Consider the following 24,410-nt stretch of genomic DNA (forward strand, 5'->3'; position numbering starts at 1 on the left):
CCGTGCTGACCATCGCGCACCTGTCCGACCCGCACCTGGGTGCGCACGAGCCGGACGCGGTGCCGAGCCTGATCGCCGACGTGACGGCCGCCGCGCCGGCCCTTACCGTGGTCACCGGGGACTGGACGATGCGCGCCCGGCCGCGGGAGTTCGCGCTGGCCCGCGAGGTGCTCCGGGCGCTGCCGGAACCGGTGCTGACGGTCACCGGGAACCACGACCTGCCGCTGCTCAGCCCGTTGCGGCTGGCCGAGCCGTACGAACGCTATCGGGCCTGGCTCGCCAGCGACCTGGACCCGGCGGCGCGCCTGCCCGGACTGACCGCCCTCGGGCTGCAGTCGATGCCGCGGTGGCGCTGGAAGGACGGGCTGATCACGCGCGGGCACGTCGACCGGATCGCCGCTGTCTTCGGCGCGGCCGCACCCGGTGACGTCCGGCTGATCGCGCTGCACCACCCGCCGATCGGCGCCGACCTGGCCGGCCGGCGGCGGTTCCTGCGGGCGGCGCGCGCGGCGGGGGTCGAGCTGATCCTCGCCGGGCACACCCACGTGCCCGACGTGCGCCGGGTCGGCGGCATCGCGCTGGTCGTGGCGGGCACCGCGACCAGCCGCCGGACCCGGGGAATCCCGCGCTCCTGGAGCCTGATCCGGGTCGATGCCGAGGCGATCACCGTCACCGAGCGGTATTGCGTGGACCGCGGCTGGGAAACCGGCCGGATGATCACGCTGCTCAGGTCCTCGGGAAACGGATAGGAACCGGCCGTGAATGCGCTTGCCCGCCCGGGAGGCCGCCGCGGCCGGCTGCTTCGGCCTCGGCCACGCCCGTCCCCAAAGGGGTGACCGGCCGATCAGTGCAACAGGGTCTTGAGCACCACCAGTGCCGCGCCGAACGAGCCGGCCACCAGGGTGGAGACGATCCGCTCGCCGGTGGTGAGCCGGCCGTCCCCGCCGACCCGCCAGCCGGCCAGGCAGAGCAGCAGGGTGCTGACCGCCAGCGAGGCGATCTCGGCGGTGCCCAGCTGGGCACCGGTCAGGCGGGCGGCGACCAGGGTGACCAGCGGAAGCACCGAGGCGGTGACCATCTCCCAGCCGGTGGTGAGCTGGTCGCGCACGGTGTGCCAGGCGGGGCGGTGGCCCTCGTGGATGCGCTCGGCGACGATCCGCGCGTATCGTTCCGCGGCCCAGTAGACGATCAGCGTGATCAGGACGGCGAGCACGTCGCCCCAGGCGGTCAGCGCGTGGCCGGCGACCAGGACGGCCGCGCCGACGATGATGCCGTAGACGCCGGATGCCGTGGCCTCCGCGGACTCGTGGGTGAGGCGGATACGCGTACCGGTCATGGACCCAGCGTCGCCGGACCGCCCGCTCCGGGCCCTCACCCGGGCGGGGTGATTCACCCGTGGCGAATGGCGACGGCCGCGGTTCCCCACTCGGACCATGAAGACCCGGTGCGCCGATGTGCGTCGCGGACGCCGGCGTACGGGTGAAGCTCGGAACGCCGGTGAGGGCTGTGCGGAGAAGGAGCTGAAACATGATCGGGCGTCGGGTCGCGCGCCGCTTCGGCTGGGAACGCAACGTGCTGCGCCGCAGGACGGACCGGATCGAGAGTCTCATGGTGTTCGTGCTGGTCTTCTCGTTCCTGGCGGGGGCGCCGCTGCTGGCCTGGTGGGCCGGCGAGGCCAGTTACCGGCAGGATCTGCGGGCCCAGCAGTGGGAGCGGCGGCACCTCTTCCAGGTGGACGCGGTGCTGGTCGAGGGCGCCTCGACGGCCGTCGCGGGGAGCACCCGATCGGCCGGCCCGCAGACGGCGAAGGCCACCTGGACGGCGCCGGACGGCACGGCGCGCAGTGGCGTGGTGCAGACCGGCACGGACGCGAGGACCGGCACCCGCGTCCGGATCTGGGTGGACGACAGCGGGACGCCGCGGATGCCGCCGGCCGAGCGCAACCCCACGTCGCAGGCGGTGCTGGTCGGCGCCGCGGTGCTCCTGTGCCTGTGCGCCGCCCTGGTCGGGCTGCACCGGATCGGCCGCGGCGCGCTGGACAGGCACCGGGACCGGGCCTGGGGCCGGGAGTGGATGGAGGTCGGTCCGCGCTGGAGCCGGGACAGCCGGTGGGGTGGCCGCTTCTGACGCAGTCATGCGTGGGGGAGGATGCCTCCGGCCGCCGCGAGCGGCACTGTCTGCCGGGTGGAAGCGGACGACGGAGGTGGTGCCGCGATGGCGGAACAGACCAGGACCGGGCGATTCGCGCCCGCTCTCAGACGGGCGCTGATCCCGTTCGCGCTGGCGCAGTTCATCTGCAGCTTCGCCGGCTCGAACATGAACGTGATGATCAATGACATCAGCGAGGACCTGAACACCACCGTGGCCGGGGTACAGCTGGCCATCACCATCTTCCTGCTGGTGATGGCCGCCCTGATGATCCCCGGCGGCAAGCTGACCGACCGGATCGGCCGCAAGCGCTGCCTCACCGTGGGGCTGCTGATCTACGGGGTCGGCGCGCTGCTCAGCGCGGCAGCCCCGGGGCTGGGCGTCCTGATCCTGGGCAACTCGATCCTGGAGGGCATCGGCACCGCGATGCTGATCCCGCCGGTCTACATCCTCACCACGCTGCTCTTCACCGACCTGACCTCGCGGGCCCGGGCCTTCGGCATGATCAGCGCGCTGGGCGGGATCGGCGCGGCCACCGGCCCGCTGATCGGCGGCTTCATCTCGACGGCGATCAGCTGGCGGGCGGCGTTCCTGTTCCAGGCCGCGATGGTGCTGCTGATCGCGGTGCTCAGCCGCCGCTGGGTGCGGGACCCGCTGCCGGCCGACCCGACCCGGCCGACCGACCCGCTCGGCGCGGTGCTCTCCGCGCTCGGCCTGGTGCTGGTGGTCTCCGGGATCCTGGCCGCCGACGACAACGTCTGGCTGATGCTCGGCCTGTTGGTCGCCGGGGTGGCGGTGCTGGTCTGGTTCTTCGCCTCGGTGCGGGCCAAGGAACGCGCCGGGAAGGAGCCGCTGCTGGCCACCAAGCTGTTCCACAACAAGACCTCGAATCTCGGCATGATCACCCAGTCCGCGCAATGGCTGATGCTGATGGGCACGTCCTTCGTGGTGTCGGCCTATCTGCAGGTGGAGCGGGGGTTCAACGCGATCGAGACGGGCGTGGTGTTCACCGCCACCACCGTCGGCCTGCTGATCTCCTCGCTCGCCGCGGAACGTTTCGCCAGGCGCCGGGCGCAGCGCACCCTGATCGTGGCCGGCTTCCTGATCACCGTGGTCGGCGTGGTGCTGCTGCTGACCCTGGTCCTGGTCTCGAAGTCGGTGTGGATGTTCGTGCCCGGCCTGTTCGTGATCGGGTTCGGGCTGGGCGGCATGCTCACCCCGTCGGTGAACGTGGTGCAGTCCGCGTTCGGCGAGGACCTGCAGGGCGAGATCTCCGGGTTGTCCCGCAGCGTCTCGAACCTGGGATCGGCGCTGGGTGGCGCGGTGGCCGGGACCATCCTGGTGGCCGGGATCGGCTCGCAGCCGGGGACGGCGTACACCGTGGCGATGGTCGCTGTCGCGCTGGCCGGGGCTATCGGTCTGGTGGCGGCGTGGTTCCTGCCGGAGCGAACCGCTCCTGTTCCCGCTTGAGCAGCGCGACGACGCGCAGGTCGGCAGCCGTCGGCCGGGACGGGTCCAGGGCCCGGGGCCAGAGCCGGGCCCACCGGACGGCGGCCACCTCGGCGGCCAGCACCAGGGCGTTGCTCAGCAGGTAGAGCAGGGTGAAGAAGCCGGCCACGGTGGCGAACCCGCCGTAGACCGGCCCGGCCCCGCGGACCAGCCGGGGCAGCAGCGCGGCGCCCAGCTCCAGCATCAGCGTCACCGCCCCGGCACCGGCCAGGGCGGCCGGCCAGATCGCCCGCAGCGGCGCCGGCCGATCCAGCAGCAGCCGGGCGAGCAGCCACAGCACCAGGAACGCGGTGCCGAACGCGCCGGCCGCGGGCAGCAGCGCGGTGCCCACGATCCCGGCCAGCAGCACCGCCAGCGCGCCCAGGACCCGCAGGTACCGGGACAGGTAACCGGTACGGTCCCGCCACGGCACCGCCGCCAGGTGGTTGAGCGTGAAGTACGCCGACAGCACCACCCCGGCCGCGGTGTACGCCAGCCCCAGCACGCCGAGCACCCACGCCGCGCTCGACGTGGGCAGCGCGGCCACCGCGGCGTCCACATCGGCCCGCAGCGACGCCGGGACGAACCCGTCGATCACCTCGTGCCGCAGCTCCGGCCGGTTCCGCAGGGCCTCGGACACGATCGTGACGGCCAGCAGCAGCACCGGGAACAGGCCGAGGAACCCGTAGTACGTGATCAGCGCCGCCTCCCGGGGGCCGCCGTCGTCGAAGTACTTGCAGACGACGGCGTACCCGAATCCGGGCACCCGGTGCCGCCGCTGCCACTCGTCGAGCCGGCGGATCACCGGCCGTACGCGTCGGCGACCTCGCCGCCGTGCGCCGCTACCGCCCAGGCGATCAGCGTGGCCAGCACGATCCCGGTCACCGACCAGACCGGGTACACCGCCACGAACGCGAAGTCGGCCAGGGCGGCCAGCACCGCCAGCCCGATCGCCGCGACCCGCGCCCAGGTCAGGCCCCGGACCAGCCCGACGCCGGTGACCAGCGCGGCGACCCCGAGCACGAGGTGCACCCAGGCGACAGCGGTCAGCGGCACCGAGAGCAGGTGGTCGGAGCGGGTGTCGGCGAGGATCTCCGGGCGGGTCAGGGCGACCAGGCCGATGGTCAGGTGCACGGCACCGAGCAGCACCAGCAGGATGCCGCCGAACAGCACCCAAGCGACCCAGCCGCTGGCCCGGCTCTCCTCGATCTCCATGGCGTCCCGCCCCCTCAGCAGGTCGAGGCCATCGCGGTGTGCAGGCCGTCCGCACTGGTCCGGACCTCGGCGACCGAGGTGCGCACGGCGGCCAGGGTGGTCCGGTCCGGGCTGGCCTGCGCCGCCCGCAGGTCGGCGCCGAGCCGCTCGGCCGCCGCCTTCAGCGCCTCGGCCTGCGGCGCGAACTGCGCCTGGGCGTCCAGGTAGAGCTGGCTCAGCTGCTCCTTGAGCTGGGTCAGGTACGGCCGCAGCGCCTGCAGCCCGTTCTCCGAGACGTTGACGGTCTTGATGTGGCCGACGGTCACCTGCACCGCGTCCCAGCTGTCACAGACCGGCGGCGTGGCCGGCGTTGCGGACGAGTCCGAGCAGCCGGCCAGGCCGAGGACCAGCAGTACGACGACGAGGATGCGCTTCATGGCGCCAGCGTGCCGCGCCGGTCGGATCCGGGGCCTCACCCGTGCCGGATGAGGCGGGATCCGCGGCACCGAACCGAGGATCGGGGGAGAAGGCAGGACGCGAGAAGGAGCGGCACATGGCCATCGGACCCGTCCAGTTGATCGTGCTGGGTTTCCGGCACCCGGACTTCCACGGTGAGGTCGTCGCCGAGCTGGAGCGGTTGCGCCAGAGCGACACGGTGCGCGTGATCGACGCGCTCGCCGTCTACAAGGACGCCCAGGGCGACGTGGAGGTCGAGCATCTGAGCAACCTGACCAAGGAGGAGGCGGTCGAGCTGGGCAGCAAGATCGGCGCGCTGATCGGGCTCGGCATCGAGGGCGAGACCGGGATGGAGGCGGGTGCGCGGCTGGGCGCCGTCGTCGCCGAGGAGGACGGCCGGGTCGCGGTCTTCGACGACCCGCAGGCCTGGGACGTCCTCGAGGACATCCCGAACGACAGCGCCGCGGCGCTGCTCCTGATCGAGCACCACTGGGCGGTGCCACTGCGCGACGCCATCGCCCGGGCCGGCGGGTTCCGGCTGGCGGACGGGTTCATCAGCCCGCTCGACCTGATCGGGATCGGTCTGGTCAGCGCGGAGGAGGCAAAGGTTCTGCACGACCTGGAGACCTCCGGGTCCTGAGAGGAGGCTGACATGTTCGGTTCACGCAGAGTCGCCCGGCGTACCGGCCGGCGCACCGCCCGCCGGGTCGTCCGGCGCGTCGATCGCCGCCGGTAACGATCCGAGCGGTGCCTCAGCGGCGGCTGGCGAAAGCTAGCCGCCGCAGTCGCGTCCAGTCGAGGTGCGGCGGCGGGACCGGTACGCCGGGGCGCCGGCGGGGGAGCCGCACCCGGAGCGCACCGGGCCGGATCTCGCAGCGCACCGGGGTGGCCAGCATCAGCGCCTCCCCGTCCACGCCGACCGGGACCTCGGCCGGCTCGGCGTCCACGATCGCCTCGTGCGCGGTCCGTACGGTCAGCGACCGCGCGCGGCCCCGCCACCCGATCAGCCCGGCCGCGTCCAGCGCCCCGCGCACTGTCACCGCCAGCACGCCCAGTTCCCCACGATCCATGGCGGCCCGTTGCCCGGAGTCGGTCCGGTACGCGTTGTTGCTGATCAGCACGGCCTGCGGCCCGCTGACGGTGATCCCGTCCACGGTCAGCTCCAGCGGTGACGCCCCGTTCAGCGCGGACGGCAGCAGGTCCAGCGCGGTGCCGATCTTGGCGTCCCGGTACTCCGGGCTCTGCACCACCGTCGCGTAGGCGCCGAACGAGGCGTTGTTGACGAACGTCCGGTCGCCGATCCGGCCCAGGTCGATCCGCACCTCCTCGCCGTCGGTGAGCGCGTCCAGGCAGGCCGCCGGATTCTCCCGGTCCAGGCCGAGGTCCAGGGCGAAGTGGTTGCGGGTGCCCGCGGAGATCACCAGGAACGGGATGCCGTGCTCGGCGGCCACCCCGGCGACCAGGGCCTGGGTGCCGTCGCCGCCGGCCACCCCGAGCAGGTCGGCGCCGTCCCGGACGGCCTGCCGGGCCACCTCGGCGACGTCCACCGCCGGGCCGTCCAGCAGGAACACCTCGGCGCCCAGCTCGCGGGCCCGCTCGTCGAGCCGGAACCGGCCGACCTTCCCACCGCCGGAGCGCGGATTCATGATCAGGAACGGCCGGTGCGGCGCCGGGGTGTGCCGGACCGCGGGGCCGTCCGGCTCGACGGCCAGCGCGCGCCGCCCGGCGGTCATCGCGCCGGCCCAGAGTAGGCCGAACACCAGCACCACCCAGATCAGCTGGGCGCGGGCGAAGAGCACCGCCACCACCACCGGGGTGAGCACCACCACCAGCCCGGCGGCCCAGCGCAGCAGGCGACGGTGGGTGAGGAAGACCCAGGCGGCGGCCAGCGTCACCGCGCTGCCGATCGCGCCGATCAGCAACAGCGCGAGACTGCCGCGCAGGCCGGCGACCGCGAGGACCAGCACGGTGGCGGCCACGGCCGCGACGAACGCCAGGCGGGCGAGCCAGCGACGCGCACGGTTGTCGATCACCTTGGGCTCCTTTACCGGTACGTCGGGGGCGGGCTCCGCCGGGTGACCGCGGGACGGGTGCTCAGGTCGTACGAAAGCCGTTGCTGTCGCAAGCGCCCGCGGCCCGGCGGCGAACCGCTCTCCCTCTCCTCCGCACAGCGTCGCCGCAGCCTTTGCCGTCGGCCTCATACCAGCGGGATGAGGTGCACGGGCTCTCCCGGGTGGACCGTCGGCAGGGAGCCGCGGCACGGCGATCCGCGGGCAGACCAGGAGAGGAGACCGGCTGTGTCGACGTCATCAGCGGTCGGCAAGCGCTTGCGGCACCCGGCCGAGATGCCGTTCTACGTGTTCATGGTGGTGCTCAACCTGATCATCATCTGGGTGATCCTGCAGGCCGCGATCACGCTGCCCTTCCTGCCCGACCGGGTGGTCGAGTCCGGCTGGGGCACCGCGATCCGCAGCGCGTTCCTCGGGCTGCTCCTGCTGGTCCCGGCGCTGGTGGTGATCCGCGAGACGCAGCGGGCCTCGGTGCGCGGCACCGCTGTCGAGCTGAACCCGCACCAGTACGGCGACCTGTACCGGACCGCCGACGACTTCGCGCACCGGCTGGGCCTGCCCCGCCGCCCGTCGCTCTACCTGGCCAACGGGAACGGCACGCTGAACGCCTTCGCGGCGCAGGCCACCGGGCACGACTACGTGGTGCTGGCCAACGAGCTGTTCGTGAACCTGCGGCAGGACAACCGCGAGGGACTGCGGTTCATTCTCGGACACGAGATGGGCCACATCCGCCTGCACCACGTCGCGCTCTGGTACCAGCTCTCGGTCGCCTACTCGGAGCGGATCCCGGTGCTCGGCCCGACGCTGTCCCGGCTGCGGGAGTACTCCTGCGACCGGCACGGTGCCTACCTCTGCCCGTCCGGCGCGTCCGGGCTGGTGCTGCTGGCGTCCGGGCGGCACACCGAACACACCACCGATGTCGAGCAGCTGCTGCGCCAGGGCAAGGCGCTGCGCGGGTTCTGGGTGGAGCTGGCGCAGCTGCCGCAGTCGCACCCGTTCACGGTGCGCCGGATCGAGCGGCTGTTCCGGCTGGGGCTGCTGCAGCACACCCGGTCCGCCGGCTCGCCGGCCGGCTCGGAACAGTTTGCGAAATAGGGGGCGAAGTGATGCCGGATGCGACCTACCAGGTCCGGGTTTCCGGGGTGATCCCGGACGAGGTGCTCGCCGAACTACGTGACCTGACGGTGAGCGTCGAGCCGCCGGAGACCGTGTTGCACGGGAATCTGCCGGATCAGTCCGCGGTGGTCGGCCTGATCTCCCGGATACACGGGCTCGGGCTGCGACTGATCGAGGTGCGCCGTCTGCCGGCGGACGACGACCCGGCCGGATGAACCCACGATTCGGGTACGGCGTGGTCCTGCTCCTGATCGTCGGTACCTACGTGCTGGCGCTCTTCGCGGAGCGGCGCTGGCTGGTGACGGTGCTGCTGGCCGTGCAGAGCGCGACGGCGTGGCAGTCGTTGCGGGTGGCCCGGGCCCACCGCGGGCTCCGGATGACCGGGGCGGTGGTGTTCCTGCTGGCCCTGGCCGTCGCCACGGTCAACGCGGTCAGCCACGGCCGGGCGCTGACCGGGGTGGCGTTCTCCGCGGCCAGCATGCTGTACCTGCTGGCGCCGATCGCCATCGTCCGGGACCTGGCCCGCCGGGAACGGGTCGACGGGCAGACCATGCTCGGGGCGCTCGCGGCGTACCTGCTGATCGGGATGGCGTTCGGCTTCGCCTACCAGTGCGTCGCGGCGTTCCAGCCCGGCCCGCTCTTCGGCGAGCAGGGCGACGCGACGCTCGCCGACGCGCTGTTCTTCAGCTTCGTCACGGTGACCACCACCGGGTACGGCAACCTCGTCCCGGCCTCGAACCCGGGCCAGACGATCGCCGTGCTGGAGGCCCTGATCGGCCAGCTCTTCCTGGTCACCGCGGTGGCCAAGGTGGTGGAGAACTGGCGGCCCCGCAACTGGAAACGGGACTCATCCACCGGGGATGACGCGACCGAACGGGAGGTCCGGTGACGATATCGACATCCATCTTTGTCCTGGTCCTGCTCCTGGCCCTCGCCGCCGGCCGCGAACGGCGCAGACGGCGGGCCTTCGCCGAGGACGGGCCGACCTTCGAATGCCGGGTGCGGGCCGTCGGCAGGTCCCCGGCGCCCTGGCGGCGGTTGCGCCGGCGCTGGTCCCGCTGGATGTGGGCGCGCTGGTCCGGCGAGGTGCTGGTGATCCGGCGCGGGCCGGTGCTCGACCGGCGGGTCCGGCTCGCCGCCCAGGTCACCCCCAAAGGCGTCTACGTACTGCCGCTCCGCGAGGGGCCCCGGTGCGGGCGCGATCCGATAGCGGTGCGGCTGCGGACGGCCGACGGCGCGGTGATCGAGGTGGCCGCGCACGCGGCGGCCCGCACCGAGCTGGTCGGGATGTACGTGGCCGCGGCGTTCAGCGACCTCCCTCGGGCGCCGCTCCGGCGCCCCGAGAACCTGAACTGAAGGGAAACGACATGTCAGACGTGCGGGATCAGGAAGCCGACTACCTTCCGCCCTCGGCGGGACGCGAACCCACGGCATGGGTCGGCATGGTGGTCTTCGCCGGCGTCATGCTGTTGCTGATGGGCGGCTTCCAGGCGATCGAGGGCCTGGTCGCCATCTTCAAGGACGAGTACTACGTCGCCACCAACTCGGGCCTGGTGCTCACCTTCGACTACACCGTCTGGGGCTGGACCCATCTGCTGCTCGGCGTGGTAGCGGTGCTGACCGGCATCGGGGTGTTCCTCGGGCAGATGTGGGCCCGCGTGGTCGGCATCATCGTCGCCGGGGTGAGCGCTCTGGCGAACCTGATGTTCCTGCCGGCGTACCCGGTCTGGTGCACCATCATGATCGCCACCGATGTGCTGATCATCTACGCCCTGTCGGTGCACGGCCGTGAGGTCCGGTACCGCTGATCACGGTGGGCCCGGCCGCCGGCCGGGCCCCCTTTCCGGTGTCCTTTCTGGTGTGCCCGGCCGCCGTGCCGGTCGGGTGTCCTTTCTGGTGTGCCCGGCCGCCGTGCCGGTCGGGTGCCCTTTCTGGTGTGCCCGGCCGCCGTGCCGGTCGGGTGTCCTTTCTGGTGTGCCCGGCCGCCGTGCCGGTCGGGTGCCCTTCCTGGTGTGCCCGGCCGCCGTGCCGGTCGGGTGCCCTTTCTGGTGTGCTCGGTCGCATCGGCCGGGCCCCGTTCCGCCTTGAGGGGGCATGAATGGGACGAAAAGCGGGATGGCTGGCCCTGATCGCCGGGGTGCTGGCCCTGGTGCTGGGAATCGTCGCGTTCGCCTGGCCGTCGGCCACGCTGAAGGTGGTTGGCTTCCTGTTCGGACTGAATCTGCTGATCGTGGGCGTGATCCGGGTGCTGCAGTTCGTGTTCACCCCGGACGCGCCGGTCGCCGGCCGAGTGCTCGGCGTCATCTTCGGGGTGCTGGTCGGCCTGCTCGGCATCCTGTGCATGCGCAACCTGGCCGGCTCGGTGACGTTGCTGCTGGTCATCGTGGCACTGGGCTGGTTGCTGGAGGGCCTCGCGGAGATCTTCACCAGCATCGGCCACCGGGAGTCCGGTGCCGGCTGGCGAATCGGGCTCGGCGTCTTCGCGGTGCTGGCGGCGATCGCGGTGCTGGTCTGGCCGGGGCTGGGGCTGGCGACGTTCGTCTTCATCGGGGCGACGACGCTGTGCTTCGTCGGCATCGGCGGGATCATCGCGGGCATCGCCGGGCTGCGCTCCCGCGATCCGGTGACGGCATAGATCCTTCACCCCGGGTCCGCCGGGGGCTGCGGGTCGCCCGTTCCCGGGTGGCCCGTTCCCGCATGGCCCGTTCCCGTGTGGCCCACTCGGGTCGCCTGCTCCCGGGTGGCCCGTTCCTGGGTAGCTTGCTCCGGGATCGTCCGCTCCTGGGGCCTGCTCCCGAGCCTCCTCCCGGTTTGCCTGCTCCCGTCACCGGGCTGAGGCCAGCGGTCTGGCCGCTGGGCGCCCAAGCGATCGTCACCGTCTTCACTCTCCACAGCTGGTCCCCGAACCCTCGTCGTCCCCACCCTCGTCCCGCTCTCGTGGCTGGTGCTCACGGTGGTATCCCGAGCTCGGAGACCACCGTGACGGCCAGCCGGTCTGGGGTGGCTGGTGCTGGTGGTGGTGTCCCGGGCTCGGATGCCACCGTGACGGCCAGCCGGTCTGGGGTGGCTGGTGCTGGTGGTGGTGTCCCGGGCTCGGATACCACCGTGACGGCCAGCCGGTCTGGGGTGGCTGGTGCTGGTGGTGGTGTCCCGGGCTCGGATGCCACCGTGACGGCCAGCTGGTCTGGGGTGGCTGGTGCTGGTGGTGGTGTCCCGGGCTCGGATGCCACCGTGACGGCCAGCCGGTCTGGGGTGGCTGGTGCTGGTGGTGGTGTCAGCGCTCGAGAGGCCACCGTGGCGGCCAGCTGGGGGTGATCTTGACCTGCTTGGGTTCGGGCGTTGCCGGGCGTACCGGGAAAAGCGGATCGCGGCCTGGAGCGGATCGCGGACCGCGACCGGATGGGCACCCGCTCTGACCGCTTCAACGGCGGCGCGGGCCGGCGGCCGAGACCGCGACCAGCTGTGCTCCCGGCGTGGGAACCTGCCCCGACCGGTACACACCGCAACCTACCTGGGGTGACGAGCAGCGGGCGCCTGCTGACGGCGACGTGGTGCTCGACGATTTTCCGCAGGAAGAAACGCACACTCTCGTGTTGTCCACAGTCCACTCGCCGCACGCTAGAAAAATCGGCCACACTGTTCGAGGAAGGTCCCCCCTGGGTGGGCGGGCTGTGAGCGCGGCGGGCGGCTGTGGGCTGCGGCGCGGCGGGCGGCTGCGGGCTGCGAGCGGCAGTGGCGACCTGCGGGTGGTGGGCTGCGAGCCGACGTGCAGAGGCGGCTGGCACGCTGCGGACGGCAGACTACGAGCTGTGACCCGCCGGACTACCGGCGGCGTGCGGTGAGCCGGCGTGCGGAGTGCGGCCGTGCCGCAGGTGGCGCGCGGTGAGCGGCCGTGCCGCAGGTGGCGCGCGGTGAGCGGCCATGCTGCAAGGGGCGTGCTGTGAGCGGCCGCGCTGTAAGGGGCGTGCTGTCAGCGGACCAGCTGCAGGTAGCGTGCGCTGAGCGGGTGACCTGCAGCCGGAGCGCTCTGAACTGACGTCCCTATACCCAGGTGTGCTCCGCGCGGTGGGCCGTGAGCGCCCCTGCCACCGACGGCGGACCGCGGACAGCGGACTGCGAGCGCCGGCGCCGTGGACGTACCGGCAAGGGGCTGACCCCGGAACGCAGCCGACCGTGAGTGAGCCGGCGGTCCGGACCCGGAAGGGCCCGGCGCCTTCCTCCAGCCGCCGGGCCCGGTCCCACTACGCGCTATCTCGTGTACCGCTGCAGGAACAGCGCCTCGGCAAGCGCCAGCTTGGCGATCTCGGTCGGGTCGACGCTCTCGTTGGGGGCGTGGATGAGGGCGAGCGGCTCCTCCACGCCCATCAGCGCGATCTCCGCGTCCGGATAGGTGTCGGCGAAGACATTCGACAGTGGGATCGAGCCGCCCTGTCCGAGAGTGGTCATCTCCCTCCCGTACGCCTCCCGCATCGCCCCGGCCAGCGCCCGATACGCAGGTCCGCCGGTGCGTGCCTCGAACGGCTGCCCGAGCGCCTCCTTCGCCACCTCCACCCGGACCCCCCACGGGGCCGCCGCGTGCAGGTGGGCGATCAGCGCGTCCTGGGCCTTGACCGCGTCCATGCCCGGCGGTACCCGCAGGTTGAGCCGGGCCCGGGCGTGCGGCTGGATGGCAGCTGCCGAGCCGATCACCGGTGGGCAGTCCAGGCCGAGCACGGTGACCGCCGGCCGGGCCCAGATCATGTCCGAGACCGATCCGTCGCCGAGCAGGCCGACGCCGTCCAGCAGTCCGGCATCCGTCCGGAACTGCTCGGTCGGGTACGGCTCCCCGGTCCACGTCTGGTCGTGTGCCAGCCCGGCGATGGTGGTGTTGCCGTTCCGGTCGCGCAGCGTGGACAGGATTTGGATGAGCGCCGCGAGCGCGTCCGGGGCGGCCCCGCCGAACATGCCGGAGTGCAGTTCCCCGGCCAGCGCCGAGACGCTGACCACCACGTTGACCAGGCCGCGCAGTGTCACCGTGGTGGCCGGCCGGCCGACCGCCGCGTTGCCGGTGTCGCAGACCAGGATGGCGTCGGCGCGCAGCAACTCCGGATTGCGGACGACGAAGTCCTCCAGGCCACCGGTGCCCTGCTCCTCGGAACCTTCGACGATCAGTTTGAGGTTCACCGGTACGCCGGAGGCGCCGAGTGCCCGCAGCGCGGTCAGGTGCATGACGATGTTGCCCTTGCAGTCGGCGGCGCCCCGGCCGTACCAGCGCCCGTTCGACTCGGTGAGCTGGAACGGCGGGGTCCGCCAGGCGTCGTCGTTCAGCGGCGGCTGCACGTCGTAGTGCGCGTAGAGCAGGACGGTCGGGGCGTCCGGGCGGCTGCCCGGCCGGTATCCGTAGACCGCCTTGCTGCCGTCGATGGTCTCGTGCAGGCCCAGGTCGGTGAAGCCGGCCTCGGCGAACCGGTCCACCACCCAGGCCGCCGCGCGTTCGCACTCCGCCGGCGGGAACTGCCGGGGGTCGGCGACCGAACGGATCGCCACCAGTTCGGCCAGGTCGGCCCGGGCCTGTGGCATCAGGGCGTCGATCTGTTCGCGCAGGTCCATGTCAGGCGTCCTTGAGATCGGCGATGACGTCCTGGAAGGCGTCGGTGTACTGCGGGCAGTACACCTTGATGATCAGCAGCTGGCCCTGCAGGAGCTTGTTGTCCACCAGCACCGGCCGCTGTCCGGGACCGGCCGCGCCGTTGGTGAGCATCCCGTAGAGGGTGCTGCGGCGCAGGGCGTCGTCCGGGTCGGAGCAGATGGCGCCGCCGTCGTCGCCGAGCACCCGGGCGAGCTGCTCGGTGGACGGCACCCGCAGCCCGGCCGCCTGCAGTTCGGTCTGCAGCTGCTGGGCCTTGGCGGTGGCCCGCTCGGTCTCCTTCTTGCCGTGGTACCGGACCAGGCCCACCCCGGCGAGCAGCACGAAGACGATCCCGCTGACGAGATAGATCAGGAACCGCTTCTCGCTCATGCCGGTACCTCCTCCTCCGCGGTGACGGTCTTCCAGGACGGTTTGCGCGATCGGTAGAACAGGTAGGGCACCAGCAGGCCGAGTCCGAGCGCGCCGCCCGCGACGATTGCCAGGTAGGCCCAGACGCTGCCGCCGCCGAACTGTGAGGACGGGACGAAGCCGATCAGCAGGGCGGCGAGGGAGGCGGCGAAACCGACACCGCACAGCGCGGTCAGCATCGGCGCCCGGTAGCCGCGCGGGTGGTCGGGCTGGTTGCGGCGCAGGCGTACGGCGGCCACGAACATCAGCAGGTACATGATCAGGTAGACCTGCGTGGTGATCACCGAGAAGATCCAGTAGACGCTCGACACGTCCGGGATGAACGCGTAGGCCAGTGCGATCACCGTGGTGACCGCACCCTGGACCACCAGGATGTTCTGCTGCACGCCGTGCTTGTTGAGCTTCTGCAGGTACGGCGGCAGGTACCCCTCGGTGCGCGAGATCAGCAGCAGGCCGCGGGACGGGCCGGCCAGCCAGGTGAGCATGCCGCCCAGCGACGCGGCCACCAGCATGACCCCGAGGATCGGGGTGAGCCACTGCGAGTCGAACGCGGCGAACACCGCGTCGAACGCCTGCATCACGCCGGCCGTCAGGGACAGCTCGTCGGCCGGCACGACCCAGCTGATCGCCAGCGCCGGCAGGATGAAGATGAGCAGCACCAGGGCCATCGACAGGAACATCGCCCGGGGAAACTCCCGGCCCGGCTTGCGCAGCGAGGAGACGTGCACCGCGTTCATCTCCATGCCCGAGTAGGACAGGAAGTTGTTGACGATCAGCACCAGGCTGGACAGCCCGGCCCAGGCCGGCAGCAGGTTGTCGCTGGTCATCGGGGCGGCCGACTCGTTGCCCTGGCCGAGGAAGGCGATGCCGAGCACCACCAGCAGCACGCCGGGGATCAGCGTGCCGATGATCAGGCCGCCGCTGGCCAGGCCGGCGACGCCCTTGGTGCCGCGTGACGACACCCAGACACCGGCCCAGTAGCAGACCATGATGACGATCGCGGTCCACAGGCCGCTGGACGCCAGGTCCGGGTTGATGACGTAGGCCAGCGTGCTGGCCACGAAGCCGAGCAGGCTCGGGTAGTAGAAGATGGTCATCGCGAACTGGCACCAGACCGCGAGGAAGCCCATCGGTTTCGACAGGCCCTGGCTCACCCAGTTGTAGACGCCGCCGTTCCAGCCGGAGGCCAGTTCCGCCGAGACCAGGGCGGTCGGCAGCAGGAAGACGATGGCCGGCACGAGATAGAGGAAAATGCTGGCGAGGCCGTAGACCGCCATGGTCGGCGCCGGGCGCAGGCTGGCCACCGAGCTGGTGGTCATCAGCGCCAGAGCTACCCAGGAGATGTAGGACACCGCGCGCGTGGACTTCGGCGGTGAAGTCGCTTGGTTTTCCGCCTCAGCGCTCACGCTGACTCCCTTCCGATAGGTGTGATCCCGGCGGAATCATCGGCGTGGCCGGATGTGGATCGCCTCATCCCTGGAGGGCGGTTCGGGCCGAGGCGGCCGCCGTACCAGGAGGCGGCGAACGCCGACCCGCAGCCGAGCAGCTCCAGCGGGAAGAGGCCGGGGCCGACGGCGCGGTCGCCGGTACGCACCCGGATCATCACCAGCACCGCGAAGAGGAACAGCACTCCCAGGTCGGCGAGCAGGATCGGCGCGCGCGGGCGGCCGATCAGCGCGGCGAAGACGCCGCCGGCCAGCCCGGCGAGCACGTTCCAGTACGCGAGCGTGCCCACCATCGCCGGCGCGCCGGCCAGCGTGGCCAGGTCCAGCAGGGCGGCCACCAGGAAGAGGCCGAGCGGGAACATCAGCAGCACCGGCTCCACCGGGTTACGACTCCGCATGCCCCGACGGTCCGGGTCCGGCGGGGCGGGAGCGTCACCCCGTACGGATGAGCTGCGAGCGCGGCCGGCCGCCGGCCGGGCGATTCATCCGGCACGAGCGATGCCGGTCGGTGCCGTGCCCGGCGAGGCTGGCGGCATCGGACGAGGGAGGGCGCCCATGGCGGCGACGGATTCACCGGCACAGGTCAATCGCGCGGCGGGGCTCGGCGTCCTGCTCGCCGCCTGCGTGTCCGCGCTGGTGGTGAACGCCAACACGTCCGCCGTGACGATCCTGCTCCCGGCGATCGGCGAGGATGTCGGCGCCTCGGTGGACACGCTGCAGTGGGCGGTGACCGGGTACATGCTGGTCGGCGCCGCGGTGATCGTCACGTCCGGCGCGCTCGGCGACGTCTTCGGCCGGCGCCGGATCTTCCTGGGCGGCCTGGTGCTCTTCGTCCTGTCCTGCGTGCTGATCGCCCTCTCCTCGGCCGCCGCCGGGGTGATCGCCGGCCGGATGATCCAGGGCGCCGCCGGATCCACCATCCTGGCCTGCGGGATGAGCCTGCTCTCGGTGGACTCGTCGGGACCCGGCCAGATGCGGGCGATCACGCTGTGGGGTGCCGCCTCGGCGGTCGGCGGCGCGGCCGGCCCGCTGATCGGTGGCGTGCTGGTCGACTCCACCGGCTGGCAGGGGCTGTTCTGGATCGACGCGCTGATCGCGGCGCTCTGCATCCCGCTGACCTGGTTCGCGGTGCGGGAGTCGCGGGATCCGGACCGGCCCCGGCAGATCGACGTGCTCGGCACCGTGCTGGTCGCGGTGCTGCTGGTCCCGCTGGTGCTCGCGCTCAGCGAGGGCAGCGACTGGGGCTGGTTCTCCGTCCCGGTCGTCGGCTGCCTGGTCGTCGCGGCGCTCGGCGGCGCCGGTTTCGTCCACGTCGAACGCCGGGCCACCGCGCCGCTGGTCGACCTCCAACTGCTACGCAACCGGGTGCTGGTCGGCGCCGCCCTCGCGATCCTCCTGGTGGCCGGCGTGATCAACGCGTTGATGTACCTGCTCAGCCTCTACTTCCAGAACCCCAACGGGTTCGGGATGACGGCCCTCGACGCCGGTCTGGCCACGCTGCCGGCCGCGGCCGCGATGATCGCCATCACCCCGGTGATCACGCCGCTCGCGGTCAAGATCGGTCCGAGGTACGCCGTAGCGATCGGTTTCGGGCTGTCCACCGTCGGCTGTGCCGCGCTGGTGTTCGTCGAACCGTCCTGGGGCTACGGCGCCTTCGTCGTCCCGCTGATCGTCCTCTCGATCGGTCTCGCCCTGGCCAACGGCCCGGCGTCGGCCGCGTCGACGAGCGTGGTCGACGCGGACCAGATCGGCCAGGCGTCCGGCATCTCCAACATGGCCCGCTACGTGGGTGGGTCGCTCGCCGTGGCCGCCGCGGCCACCGTCTCCACCGCGGCGACCGCCGGGCGGGACACCGCCGAGGGCGCCTCGGCCGGGCTCGGCGCCGGCGCGTTGCTGCTGGCGCTGATGTCCGCCGGTGGGGTGGCATTGGTGCTGCTGCTGCGGCGGCACCGGGCCGAGCCGGCCACCGCCGTCCACCTCGCGGCCGCCGCCGCGGCGACCAGCCACACGATCCCGACCCGGCCGCGGCCGGCGACTACCGGAGGAGCTCGATGACCCCGTTCACCAGTAAGGACTACCTCCAGCGGATGGAGCGCGCGGTGGCGCAGGCGGCCGGCGCCGGGCTCACCGGGCTGCTGGTCACGCCCGGGCCCGACCTGACCTACTTCACCGGGTACCAGCCGACCGCGATCACCGAGCGGATCACCATGCTGGTGCTGGACGCCGATCACGACCCGCACCTGATCGTGCCGGTGCTGGAGCGTCCGGACGCGGCCGGCGCCCCGGTGGCGATCACCGACTGGGCGGACGGGACCGACCCGTACGCCGCGGCGGTCAGGCTGCTGGATCCGAGCGGCCGGTACGCGATCTCCGACTCGGCCTGGGCGATGCACCTGCTCGGCCTGCAGCAGGCGCTGCCCGGGTCGTCCTACACGTCGATGACCGGCAGCCTGCCGATGCTGCGGGCGGTCAAGGACGCCGACGAGGTGGATCGGCTCACGGCCGCCGGGGCCGCCGCCGACGCGGCCTACGAGCAGATCGTCTCGGTACGGTTCGAGGGCCGCACCGAACGTGAGATCGGCACCGACCTGGCCCGCCTGCTGATCGAGCACGGGCACTCCCAGGTGGACTTCACCGTGGTCGGGTCCGGTCCGAACGGCGCCAACCCGCACCACGAGATGGGTGACCGGGTGATCCAGCGCGGTGACATGGTGGTCCTCGACTTCGGCGGGCTCAAGGACTCCTACGGCTCGGACACCACCCGGACCGTGCACGTCGGGCCGCCGACCGCGGAGGAGCAGGAGATCTTCGACGTGGTCCGGCGGGCGCAGCAGGCGGCGTTCGAGGCGGTCCGGCCCGGGATCCCGTGCCAGGAGATCGACCGGATGGCGCGGCGGGTGATCGACGAGGCCGGGTACGGCGAGTTCTTCATCCACCGGACCGGGCACGGGATCGGACTGACCACGCACGAGCCGCCGTACCTGGTCGAGGGGGAGGAGCAGCCGCTCGTTCCCGGGATGTGCTTCTCCATCGAGCCGGGGATCTATCTGCCCGGGCGGCTCGGGGTGCGCATCGAGGACATCGTCACGGTCACCGAGACCGGCGGCCGCCGCCTCAACAACACCAGCCACGACCTGCGGGTGGTGGCCTGACCGGCTTCTCCTGGAGGAACGCCGCGGCCGATGGGGGTCGCCCGCGGCGTCGCGGGGCGCCGGCCGTCGTGCCGTCACCTGGCCGGCCGGCGCCCCGCCTTCCCCCCGTCCGCTTCTGTCCGGGTCTGTAGGAGTGAGGAACCGATGGAGTCTCTGCGAATCCGGCGCCCGGTCGTGGCGCTCGCGCTGACCGGCCTGCTGCTCGGTGGGCCGGCCGCGTGCGGCGGGGAGAACAAGCCGGAGGGGTTGCCGTCGAACCGCCCGTCCGTCGAGTTCTCCGCCGACCGGACCGCCCGCCCGGCGCCCACCGGCGACGAGACCACCGAGACCTCGGAACCGGAGCCGACCCGGACCCGGGAGACCCGGACCGCGGACCCGACGAAGACCACCGAGGCCACCGAGCCGACGAAGACGCGGGAGCCGACCAAGACCCCCGAACCGGCCAAGACCCAGAAGCCGACCAAGACTCAGGAACCGGCCGACACGCAGGAGCCCAGGCCCGCCGCCACATCCAGTTCCGCGGTGGCGGCCGGCACGGTGTCGGGCGAGGACGACGGCGGCGATGGCGGCGTCTGGGGCTGGCTGCTGCTGATCGCGCTGCTCACCGGTCTGGTCGGGGCGCTGCTCTACGGCCGGAACCGGAAGGTCACCGCCTGGGACGGGGAGGCTCGCGGCCTGGCCGGGGAGACCCGTACCGTCCTCGGTGTCCGCCTGCCGCCGGTGCTGACCGCCACCGGTCCCGGGCAGCGCGGCCTGGCCTGGCCGCCGGTCCGCGACGACCTGACCGCGCTGGAGGCGCGCTGGGCCGCCATCCTGCCGACCGCGCCGGATGACGAACGCTCCTCGTACGCCGGCGGGATCGGCGGCATGCTCCGCGATCTGGTGATCGCGGTGGACGCCGAGAACGAGGCGGTGGCGGCCGGCCGCGACTGGCAGATGCTGCGGCCGCGCCTGGACGCCATCCTGGCGGCGCTCACCGCGGCGCTGGAACCGGCCCCCGCGGCCGCCACCGTCCACCCGCCGCAACCCACCGCGGCGCGGACACCGGAAGCCCCGCCGCAACCCACCGCGCCGCGGACACCGCAAGCCCCGCCGCAACCCACCGCGCCGCAGGCGCCGCAAGCCCCGCCCGCGGCCACCACGGAGTACGGCGAGCCGCTCGACGCGGATCCGGACGACCCCTACGGCAGCTATCCGCCGCCCCGGCACGCAGCTCCCGGCGATGCGGGCCCGGCCCAGCCCGGCCCCTCCGGATACCCCGACCCGGATGACCCCGGAGATCGCTAGCCCGCGCGGTAGCGCCTGAAAAAGCGCTTTACGGTACGCCCGCAGTGTCCCGTCATCACGATCGTGACCAGGCAGTTCAGCGGATTCCGGCGAGTGACAGTGCCCCACCGGAATCCGCTTCCGCATGCCGTCGACATCGAGATGTGTGAATCTTTTTGGTGACGCGCCCCATATGCGTGTTCGTGCACGTCCGTCGATGTCGCGGGCGGGTGTGCCGGGCCGCGGCCTGCGACACCGTCCGTACGTGAGCGTTCACATTGGGGTGATGTCACGTTTCGTCCCGCTTACCGTTAGGGGTCTTGACAGATAACGAGCGTCGATGGGTGAATGTGTGAGTTCCTGATCGGACGAGTGAGTGACCCACCATCGTTTGCGTGTGAAGCCGTGTGGCTTTGAGGGGGCTCCATGTTCAATAACGTAGGTTTCGTGCGACCGAAGGCCGTTGCCACCACCTTCGCCGCCGCCGCTCTGCTGCTGGGCGCCGGCGCCTGCGCCAAGAGCGAGGACTCCGGCTCCACCGGCGGCGGCGCCGGCGCGGGTCCCGCCGCCACCCAGGTCGTGCAGTCCGCGGCGCCCGGCTCCGCCACCTGCACCGCCGATCAGTACGGCGCTTCCAAGATCGACCTGAAGACGGCAAGCGTCGGCTTCTCCCAGTCGGAGAAGGAAGCGAACCCGTTCCGGATCGCGGAGACGCAGTCCATCAAGGACGAGGCCGCCAAGCAGGGCATCACCAACCTGAAGACGGCGAACGCGGACTCCAAGTTCGACAAGCAGATCGCCGACGTCGAGCAGATGATCGACGGCGGCGTCCAGTTGCTGATCATCGCGCCGCTCAACTCGGACGGCTGGGACTCGGTGTTCGCCAAGGCGTCCGCCAAGCACATCCCGATCGTCACCATCGACCGGAAGATCAACGCCACCGCCTGCAAGGACTACCTGACCTTCATCGGGTCGGACTTCGCCGAGCAGGGCAAGCGGGCCGCCGACGCGATGGCCAAGGCGCTGGGTGGCAAGGGCGAGGTGGCGATCCTGCTGGGCGCGCCCGGTAACAACGTCACCACACTGCGGACCAGCGGTTTCAAGAACGAGATCGCCAAGGTCGCACCGGCCATCAAGGTCACGTTCGAGCAGACCGGCAAGTTCTCCCGCGAGGAGGGCCAGAAGGTCGCCGAGCAGCTGCTCCAGTCCAACCCCAAGATCAACGGCATCTACGGGGAGAACGACGAGATGGCCCTGGGCGCGATCACCGCGCTGAAGGGCGCCGGCAAGAAGCCCGGCGACGTGAAGATCGTGTCGATCGACGGCACCAAGGGCGCGGTCCAGGGCATCGTGGACGGCTGGATCTCCGCGGTCATCGAGTCGAACCCGCGGTTCGGCCCGCTGGCCTTCCAGACCGCCGGTGACTTCTTCGGCGGCAAGCCGGTCGGCCAGGACATCATCATCCAGGACCGGGCCTACGACGAGGGCAACGCCAAGACCGACCTCGGCAGCGCGTACTGAGGGACACCCCGGCGCCCGGCCCGCGAGGCCGGGCGCCGGCCGGCACGGAGGAGGAGCGGCGCATGGCGCTGCTGGAAGTGGCAGGTGTTTCCAAGATCTTCCCGGGTGTGCGCGCGCTGGACGGGGTGTCCTTCACCCTGAACCCGGGCGAGGTGCACGCGCTCGTGGGGGAGAACGGCGCCGGCAAGTCGACGTTGATCAAAGTGCTCACCGGCGTGTACCAGCCGGACGGCGGTGAGCTGCGCTACCAGGGGCAGCCGGTCCGGTTCGGCACCCCGCTGGACGCCCAGCGCGCCGGGATCTCGACCATCTACCAGGAGGTCAACCTGGTCCCGCTGATGAGCGTGGCGCACAACCTGTTCCTCGGCCGCGAGCCGCGCAACCGCTTCGGGATGCTCGACGAGGCCCGGATGGTGCGCGAGTCCACCGAGGTCCTGGCCGGGTACGGCGTGCGTACCGACGTGCGCCGCCGGCTCGGCACGCTCCCGCTGGGCGCGCAGCAGATGGTGGCGCTGGCCCGGGCCGTCATGATCGACGCCAAGGTGGTGGTGATGGACGAGCCCACCTCGTCGCTGGAACCACGCGAGGTGGAGACGCTCTTCGGGGTGATCCGGGACCTGCACGCCCGGGGGATCGGCATCATCTACGTCTCGCACCGGCTCGACGAGCTCTACCGGATCTGTGACGCGGTCACGATCCTGCGCGACGGCAAGCTGGTGCACACCGGCGCGATGGCCGGCCTGGAACGCCGCAAGCTGGTCTCGCTGATGATCGGCCGCGAGTTCGGCGAGGACTTCACCAGCTTCAGCGAGGTTCCGCAGCGGGCCGGGGCCGGCGGGCCGGTGCTCAAGGTGACCGGCCTGACCAGCCGGCCGCGGCTCGACGACATCAGCTTCGAGGTGCGGCCCGGCGAGGTGGTCGGGCTCGGCGGCCTGCTCGGCGCCGGCCGCAGCGAAACCGTCAAGGCGATTGGCGGCGCCTACCCGGTGGACGCCGGCGAGATCGAGGTGGACGGCGTCAAGCTGGGCAAACCCAGTACGGTACGCGCGGTCCGGGCCGGCGTGGCGACCCAGCCGGAGGACCGCAAGGCCGAGGGCATCGTCCCCGGGCTGTCCATCCGGGACAACATCGCGCTGGCCATCCTCCCGCGGATGACCCGGTTCGGCCTCATCAGCGACCGGAAGATCGACGAGGTGGTGGCCACCTACATGAGCCGGTTGCGGATCAAGGCGTCCAGCCCGCACCAGGTGGTCGGTGACCTGTCCGGCGGCAACCAGCAGAAGGTGCTGCTGGCCCGGCTGCTCGCCACCGGCCCCAAGGTGCTGCTGCTGGACGAGCCGACCCGGGGCATCGACGTCGGCGCCAAGGCCGAGGTGCAGGCGCTCATCGACGAGCTGGCCGGCGAGGGACTGGGCGTCGTGCTGGTCTCCTCGGACGCCGAGGAACTGGTCGAGGGCGCCCACCGGGTGGTGGTGCTGCGCGACGGAGCGGTGGTCGGCACCCTCACCGGCGACCGGGTGACCACCGAGGCCCTGATGGCCACTATCGCGGAGGCCGCCGATGACCACTGAAGCCCTCGCCCGCCCGCGCCTGTTCACCACTGCCTGGCTGCCGAGATACGGCGTGTACGCGGCCATCCTGCTGCTGATCGCGTACAACATCGCGTTCACGCCGTACTTTCTGACGCTGAGCAACCTGCGGATCCAGCTGATCCAGGCGGCCCCCGTGGTGATCGTCGCGATGGGCATGGCGCTGGTGATCGGTACCGAGGGCATCGACCTCTCGGTCGGTTCGGTGATGGCGCTGGCCGCCGCCCTCATCCCGCTCTACCTGGGCTACGGGGTGATCGCCGCGATCCTGGTGTCGCTGCTGGCCGGTGTGGCGGTCGGACTGGCCAACGGCCTGCTGGTGGCGAAGGTCGGCCTGCAACCGATCGTGGCCACGCTGGCACTGTTCGTCGGCGGCCGTGGCCTGGCCGTGGTGATCTCCGGCGGCCAGCTCAAGGACGTCCGCAACGAGGACTTCCTCTACCTCGGCTCGGGTGACCTGCTCCAGATCCCGGTGCTGGTGTGGATCGCCGCGCTGCTGGTGGCGGTGGTCGGGTTCACGGTCCGCCGCACCGTGTTCGGCAGGCGGCTGCTGGCCATCGGTGGCAACCGGCCCGCCGCCGAGCTGGCCGGCCTGCCGGTCAAGCGGGTGCTGATCGGGGTCTACGTGCTCTGCGCGGTGCTCGCCTCGATCGCCGGCCTGCTCTCGGTCTCCCGCATCCAGTCCAGCGACGCCTCGGCGGTCGGCCTGCTGATCGAGCTCTCCGCGATCACCGCGGTGGTGGTCGGCGGCACCCCGCTCACCGGCGGCCGGGTCCGGGTGCTCGGCACCGTCGCCGGCGCCCTGCTCATGCAACTGGTGGTCGCCACCATGATCAAACACGACCTTCCGCCGTCCACCACCGAGATGGTGCAGGCCGTGATCATCCTGGTCGCGGTCTACGTGGCCCGGGAGAGGAGGACCCGGTGAC

The 24,410-nt window shown here is 71.9% G+C and carries 25 protein-coding genes; 16 read left to right on the forward strand and 9 right to left on the reverse strand.

The features are described 5' to 3' along the window. Positions 1–2 precede the first annotated feature (2 nt). Positions 3–749, forward strand: a complete 747-nt coding sequence (locus Actob_RS10090; RefSeq protein WP_284919801.1) for a metallophosphoesterase family protein — start codon at positions 3–5, stop codon at positions 747–749. Positions 750–844: 95 nt separating this feature from the next. On the opposite strand, the gene Actob_RS10095 is transcribed toward Actob_RS10090, so the two are convergent. Beyond that, positions 845–1,336, reverse strand: coding sequence for a hypothetical protein (locus Actob_RS10095; protein WP_284919802.1), 492 nt, complete (start codon positions 1,334–1,336; stop codon positions 845–847). 191 nt (positions 1,337–1,527) lie between these two features. Here Actob_RS10095 and Actob_RS10100 point away from each other — a divergent pair, with 191 nt between their 5' ends. Continuing rightward, on the forward strand, positions 1,528–2,127 hold the full coding sequence (locus Actob_RS10100) for an Rv1733c family protein (RefSeq protein ID WP_284919803.1): 600 nt from the start codon (positions 1,528–1,530) through the stop codon (positions 2,125–2,127). Positions 2,128–2,184: 57 nt separating this feature from the next. Continuing rightward, positions 2,185–3,618: an MFS transporter gene (locus tag Actob_RS10105; protein WP_284919804.1), complete on the forward strand. Its 1,434-nt coding sequence runs from the start codon at positions 2,185–2,187 to the stop codon at positions 3,616–3,618. Here Actob_RS10105 and Actob_RS10110 read toward each other — a convergent pair. Genes Actob_RS10110 through Actob_RS10120 form a run of 3 tightly spaced genes read right to left on the reverse strand, consistent with a single transcriptional unit; the run spans position 3,560 to position 5,267 of the window. Then, on the reverse strand, positions 3,560–4,441 hold the full coding sequence (locus tag Actob_RS10110; protein WP_284919805.1) for a YhjD/YihY/BrkB family envelope integrity protein: 882 nt from the start codon (positions 4,439–4,441) through the stop codon (positions 3,560–3,562). The two genes, Actob_RS10105 and Actob_RS10110, sit on opposite strands and share 59 nt — an antisense overlap. Next, a complete protein-coding gene (locus Actob_RS10115) occupies positions 4,438–4,851 on the reverse strand; it encodes a DUF7144 family membrane protein (protein ID WP_284919806.1) in 414 nt (137 codons plus the stop codon). Before Actob_RS10115 ends, Actob_RS10110 begins: the two co-directional genes overlap by 4 nt. A 14-nt stretch (positions 4,852–4,865) precedes the next feature. Next, complete coding sequence (locus Actob_RS10120) at positions 4,866–5,267, reverse strand: lipoprotein (RefSeq protein ID WP_284919807.1); 402 nt, start codon at positions 5,265–5,267, stop codon at positions 4,866–4,868. 116 nt (positions 5,268–5,383) lie between these two features. Between Actob_RS10120 and Actob_RS10125 the strand changes: the two genes are divergently transcribed. Next, positions 5,384–5,926, forward strand: a complete 543-nt coding sequence (locus Actob_RS10125) for a hypothetical protein (RefSeq protein ID WP_284919808.1) — start codon at positions 5,384–5,386, stop codon at positions 5,924–5,926. 112 nt (positions 5,927–6,038) lie between these two features. Here the strand turns inward: Actob_RS10125 and Actob_RS10130 are convergent, their stop codons facing one another. Continuing rightward, positions 6,039–7,319: a diacylglycerol/lipid kinase family protein gene (locus Actob_RS10130; protein ID WP_284919809.1), complete on the reverse strand. Its 1,281-nt coding sequence runs from the start codon at positions 7,317–7,319 to the stop codon at positions 6,039–6,041. 264 nt (positions 7,320–7,583) lie between these two features. Here Actob_RS10130 and Actob_RS10135 point away from each other — a divergent pair, with 264 nt between their 5' ends. The 6 genes from Actob_RS10135 (at position 7,584) to Actob_RS10160 (ending at position 11,106) form a co-directional block, all read left to right on the forward strand. Beyond that, a complete protein-coding gene (locus Actob_RS10135) occupies positions 7,584–8,450 on the forward strand; it encodes a M48 family metallopeptidase (RefSeq protein ID WP_284919810.1) in 867 nt (288 codons plus the stop codon). A gap of 11 nt (positions 8,451–8,461) precedes the next feature. Then, positions 8,462–8,686, forward strand: coding sequence for a hypothetical protein (locus Actob_RS10140; RefSeq protein WP_189333661.1), 225 nt, complete (start codon positions 8,462–8,464; stop codon positions 8,684–8,686). Next, a complete protein-coding gene (locus tag Actob_RS10145; protein WP_284919811.1) occupies positions 8,683–9,360 on the forward strand; it encodes a potassium channel family protein in 678 nt (225 codons plus the stop codon). Before Actob_RS10140 ends, Actob_RS10145 begins: the two co-directional genes overlap by 4 nt. Further along, positions 9,357–9,827, forward strand: a complete 471-nt coding sequence (locus Actob_RS10150; RefSeq protein WP_284919812.1) for a hypothetical protein — start codon at positions 9,357–9,359, stop codon at positions 9,825–9,827. The genes Actob_RS10145 and Actob_RS10150 overlap by 4 nt, the downstream gene beginning before the upstream one ends. Positions 9,828–9,838: 11 nt before the next feature. Further along, positions 9,839–10,279, forward strand: a complete 441-nt coding sequence (locus Actob_RS10155; RefSeq protein ID WP_284919813.1) for a DUF7144 family membrane protein — start codon at positions 9,839–9,841, stop codon at positions 10,277–10,279. Between the two features lie 290 nt (positions 10,280–10,569). Next, positions 10,570–11,106, forward strand: a complete 537-nt coding sequence (locus Actob_RS10160; RefSeq protein ID WP_284919814.1) for an HdeD family acid-resistance protein — start codon at positions 10,570–10,572, stop codon at positions 11,104–11,106. Positions 11,107–12,719: 1,613 nt separating this feature from the next. On the opposite strand, the gene Actob_RS10165 is transcribed toward Actob_RS10160, so the two are convergent. The 4 genes from Actob_RS10165 to Actob_RS10180 all read right to left on the reverse strand — a co-directional run bounded on the left by Actob_RS10165 (position 12,720) and on the right by Actob_RS10180 (position 16,351). Beyond that, complete coding sequence (locus Actob_RS10165; protein WP_284919815.1) at positions 12,720–14,060, reverse strand: dipeptidase; 1,341 nt, start codon at positions 14,058–14,060, stop codon at positions 12,720–12,722. Position 14,061: 1 nt separating this feature from the next. After that, on the reverse strand, positions 14,062–14,469 hold the full coding sequence (locus tag Actob_RS10170; RefSeq protein ID WP_284919816.1) for a hypothetical protein: 408 nt from the start codon (positions 14,467–14,469) through the stop codon (positions 14,062–14,064). After that, positions 14,466–15,827 carry an APC family permease gene (locus Actob_RS10175; RefSeq protein WP_284919817.1) on the reverse strand — a complete coding sequence of 454 codons (1,362 nt, stop codon included), beginning with the start codon at positions 15,825–15,827 and terminating at the stop codon, positions 14,466–14,468. The genes Actob_RS10170 and Actob_RS10175 overlap by 4 nt, the downstream gene beginning before the upstream one ends. Positions 15,828–15,910: 83 nt before the next feature. Further along, positions 15,911–16,351, reverse strand: coding sequence for a hypothetical protein (locus Actob_RS10180; RefSeq protein ID WP_284919818.1), 441 nt, complete (start codon positions 16,349–16,351; stop codon positions 15,911–15,913). Between the two features lie 157 nt (positions 16,352–16,508). Between Actob_RS10180 and Actob_RS10185 the strand changes: the two genes are divergently transcribed. The 6 genes from Actob_RS10185 to Actob_RS10210 all read left to right on the forward strand — a co-directional run bounded on the left by Actob_RS10185 (position 16,509) and on the right by Actob_RS10210 (position 24,409). Then, the gene (locus Actob_RS10185) at positions 16,509–18,008 is read left to right on the forward strand and encodes an MFS transporter (RefSeq protein WP_284919819.1); all 1,500 of its coding nucleotides are present in this window, start codon (positions 16,509–16,511) and stop codon (positions 18,006–18,008) included. Beyond that, positions 18,005–19,105: an aminopeptidase P family protein gene (locus Actob_RS10190; RefSeq protein WP_284919820.1), complete on the forward strand. Its 1,101-nt coding sequence runs from the start codon at positions 18,005–18,007 to the stop codon at positions 19,103–19,105. The genes Actob_RS10185 and Actob_RS10190 overlap by 4 nt, the downstream gene beginning before the upstream one ends. 144 nt (positions 19,106–19,249) lie before the next feature. Then, complete coding sequence (locus Actob_RS10195) at positions 19,250–20,392, forward strand: hypothetical protein (RefSeq protein WP_284919821.1); 1,143 nt, start codon at positions 19,250–19,252, stop codon at positions 20,390–20,392. Between the two features lie 426 nt (positions 20,393–20,818). After that, positions 20,819–21,892, forward strand: coding sequence for an ABC transporter substrate-binding protein (locus Actob_RS10200; protein ID WP_284919822.1), 1,074 nt, complete (start codon positions 20,819–20,821; stop codon positions 21,890–21,892). 62 nt (positions 21,893–21,954) lie between these two features. Then, positions 21,955–23,463 (forward strand): sugar ABC transporter ATP-binding protein, encoded by a 1,509-nt coding sequence (locus tag Actob_RS10205; protein WP_284919823.1) that lies wholly within the window; start codon positions 21,955–21,957, stop codon positions 23,461–23,463. Next, complete coding sequence (locus Actob_RS10210) at positions 23,453–24,409, forward strand: ABC transporter permease (protein ID WP_284919824.1); 957 nt, start codon at positions 23,453–23,455, stop codon at positions 24,407–24,409. Before Actob_RS10205 ends, Actob_RS10210 begins: the two co-directional genes overlap by 11 nt. The last annotated feature ends 1 nt before the right edge of the window (position 24,410 follow it).

The sequence above is a fragment of the Actinoplanes oblitus genome, assembly GCF_030252345.1.
GTDB classification, from domain to species: domain Bacteria; phylum Actinomycetota; class Actinomycetes; order Mycobacteriales; family Micromonosporaceae; genus Actinoplanes; species Actinoplanes oblitus.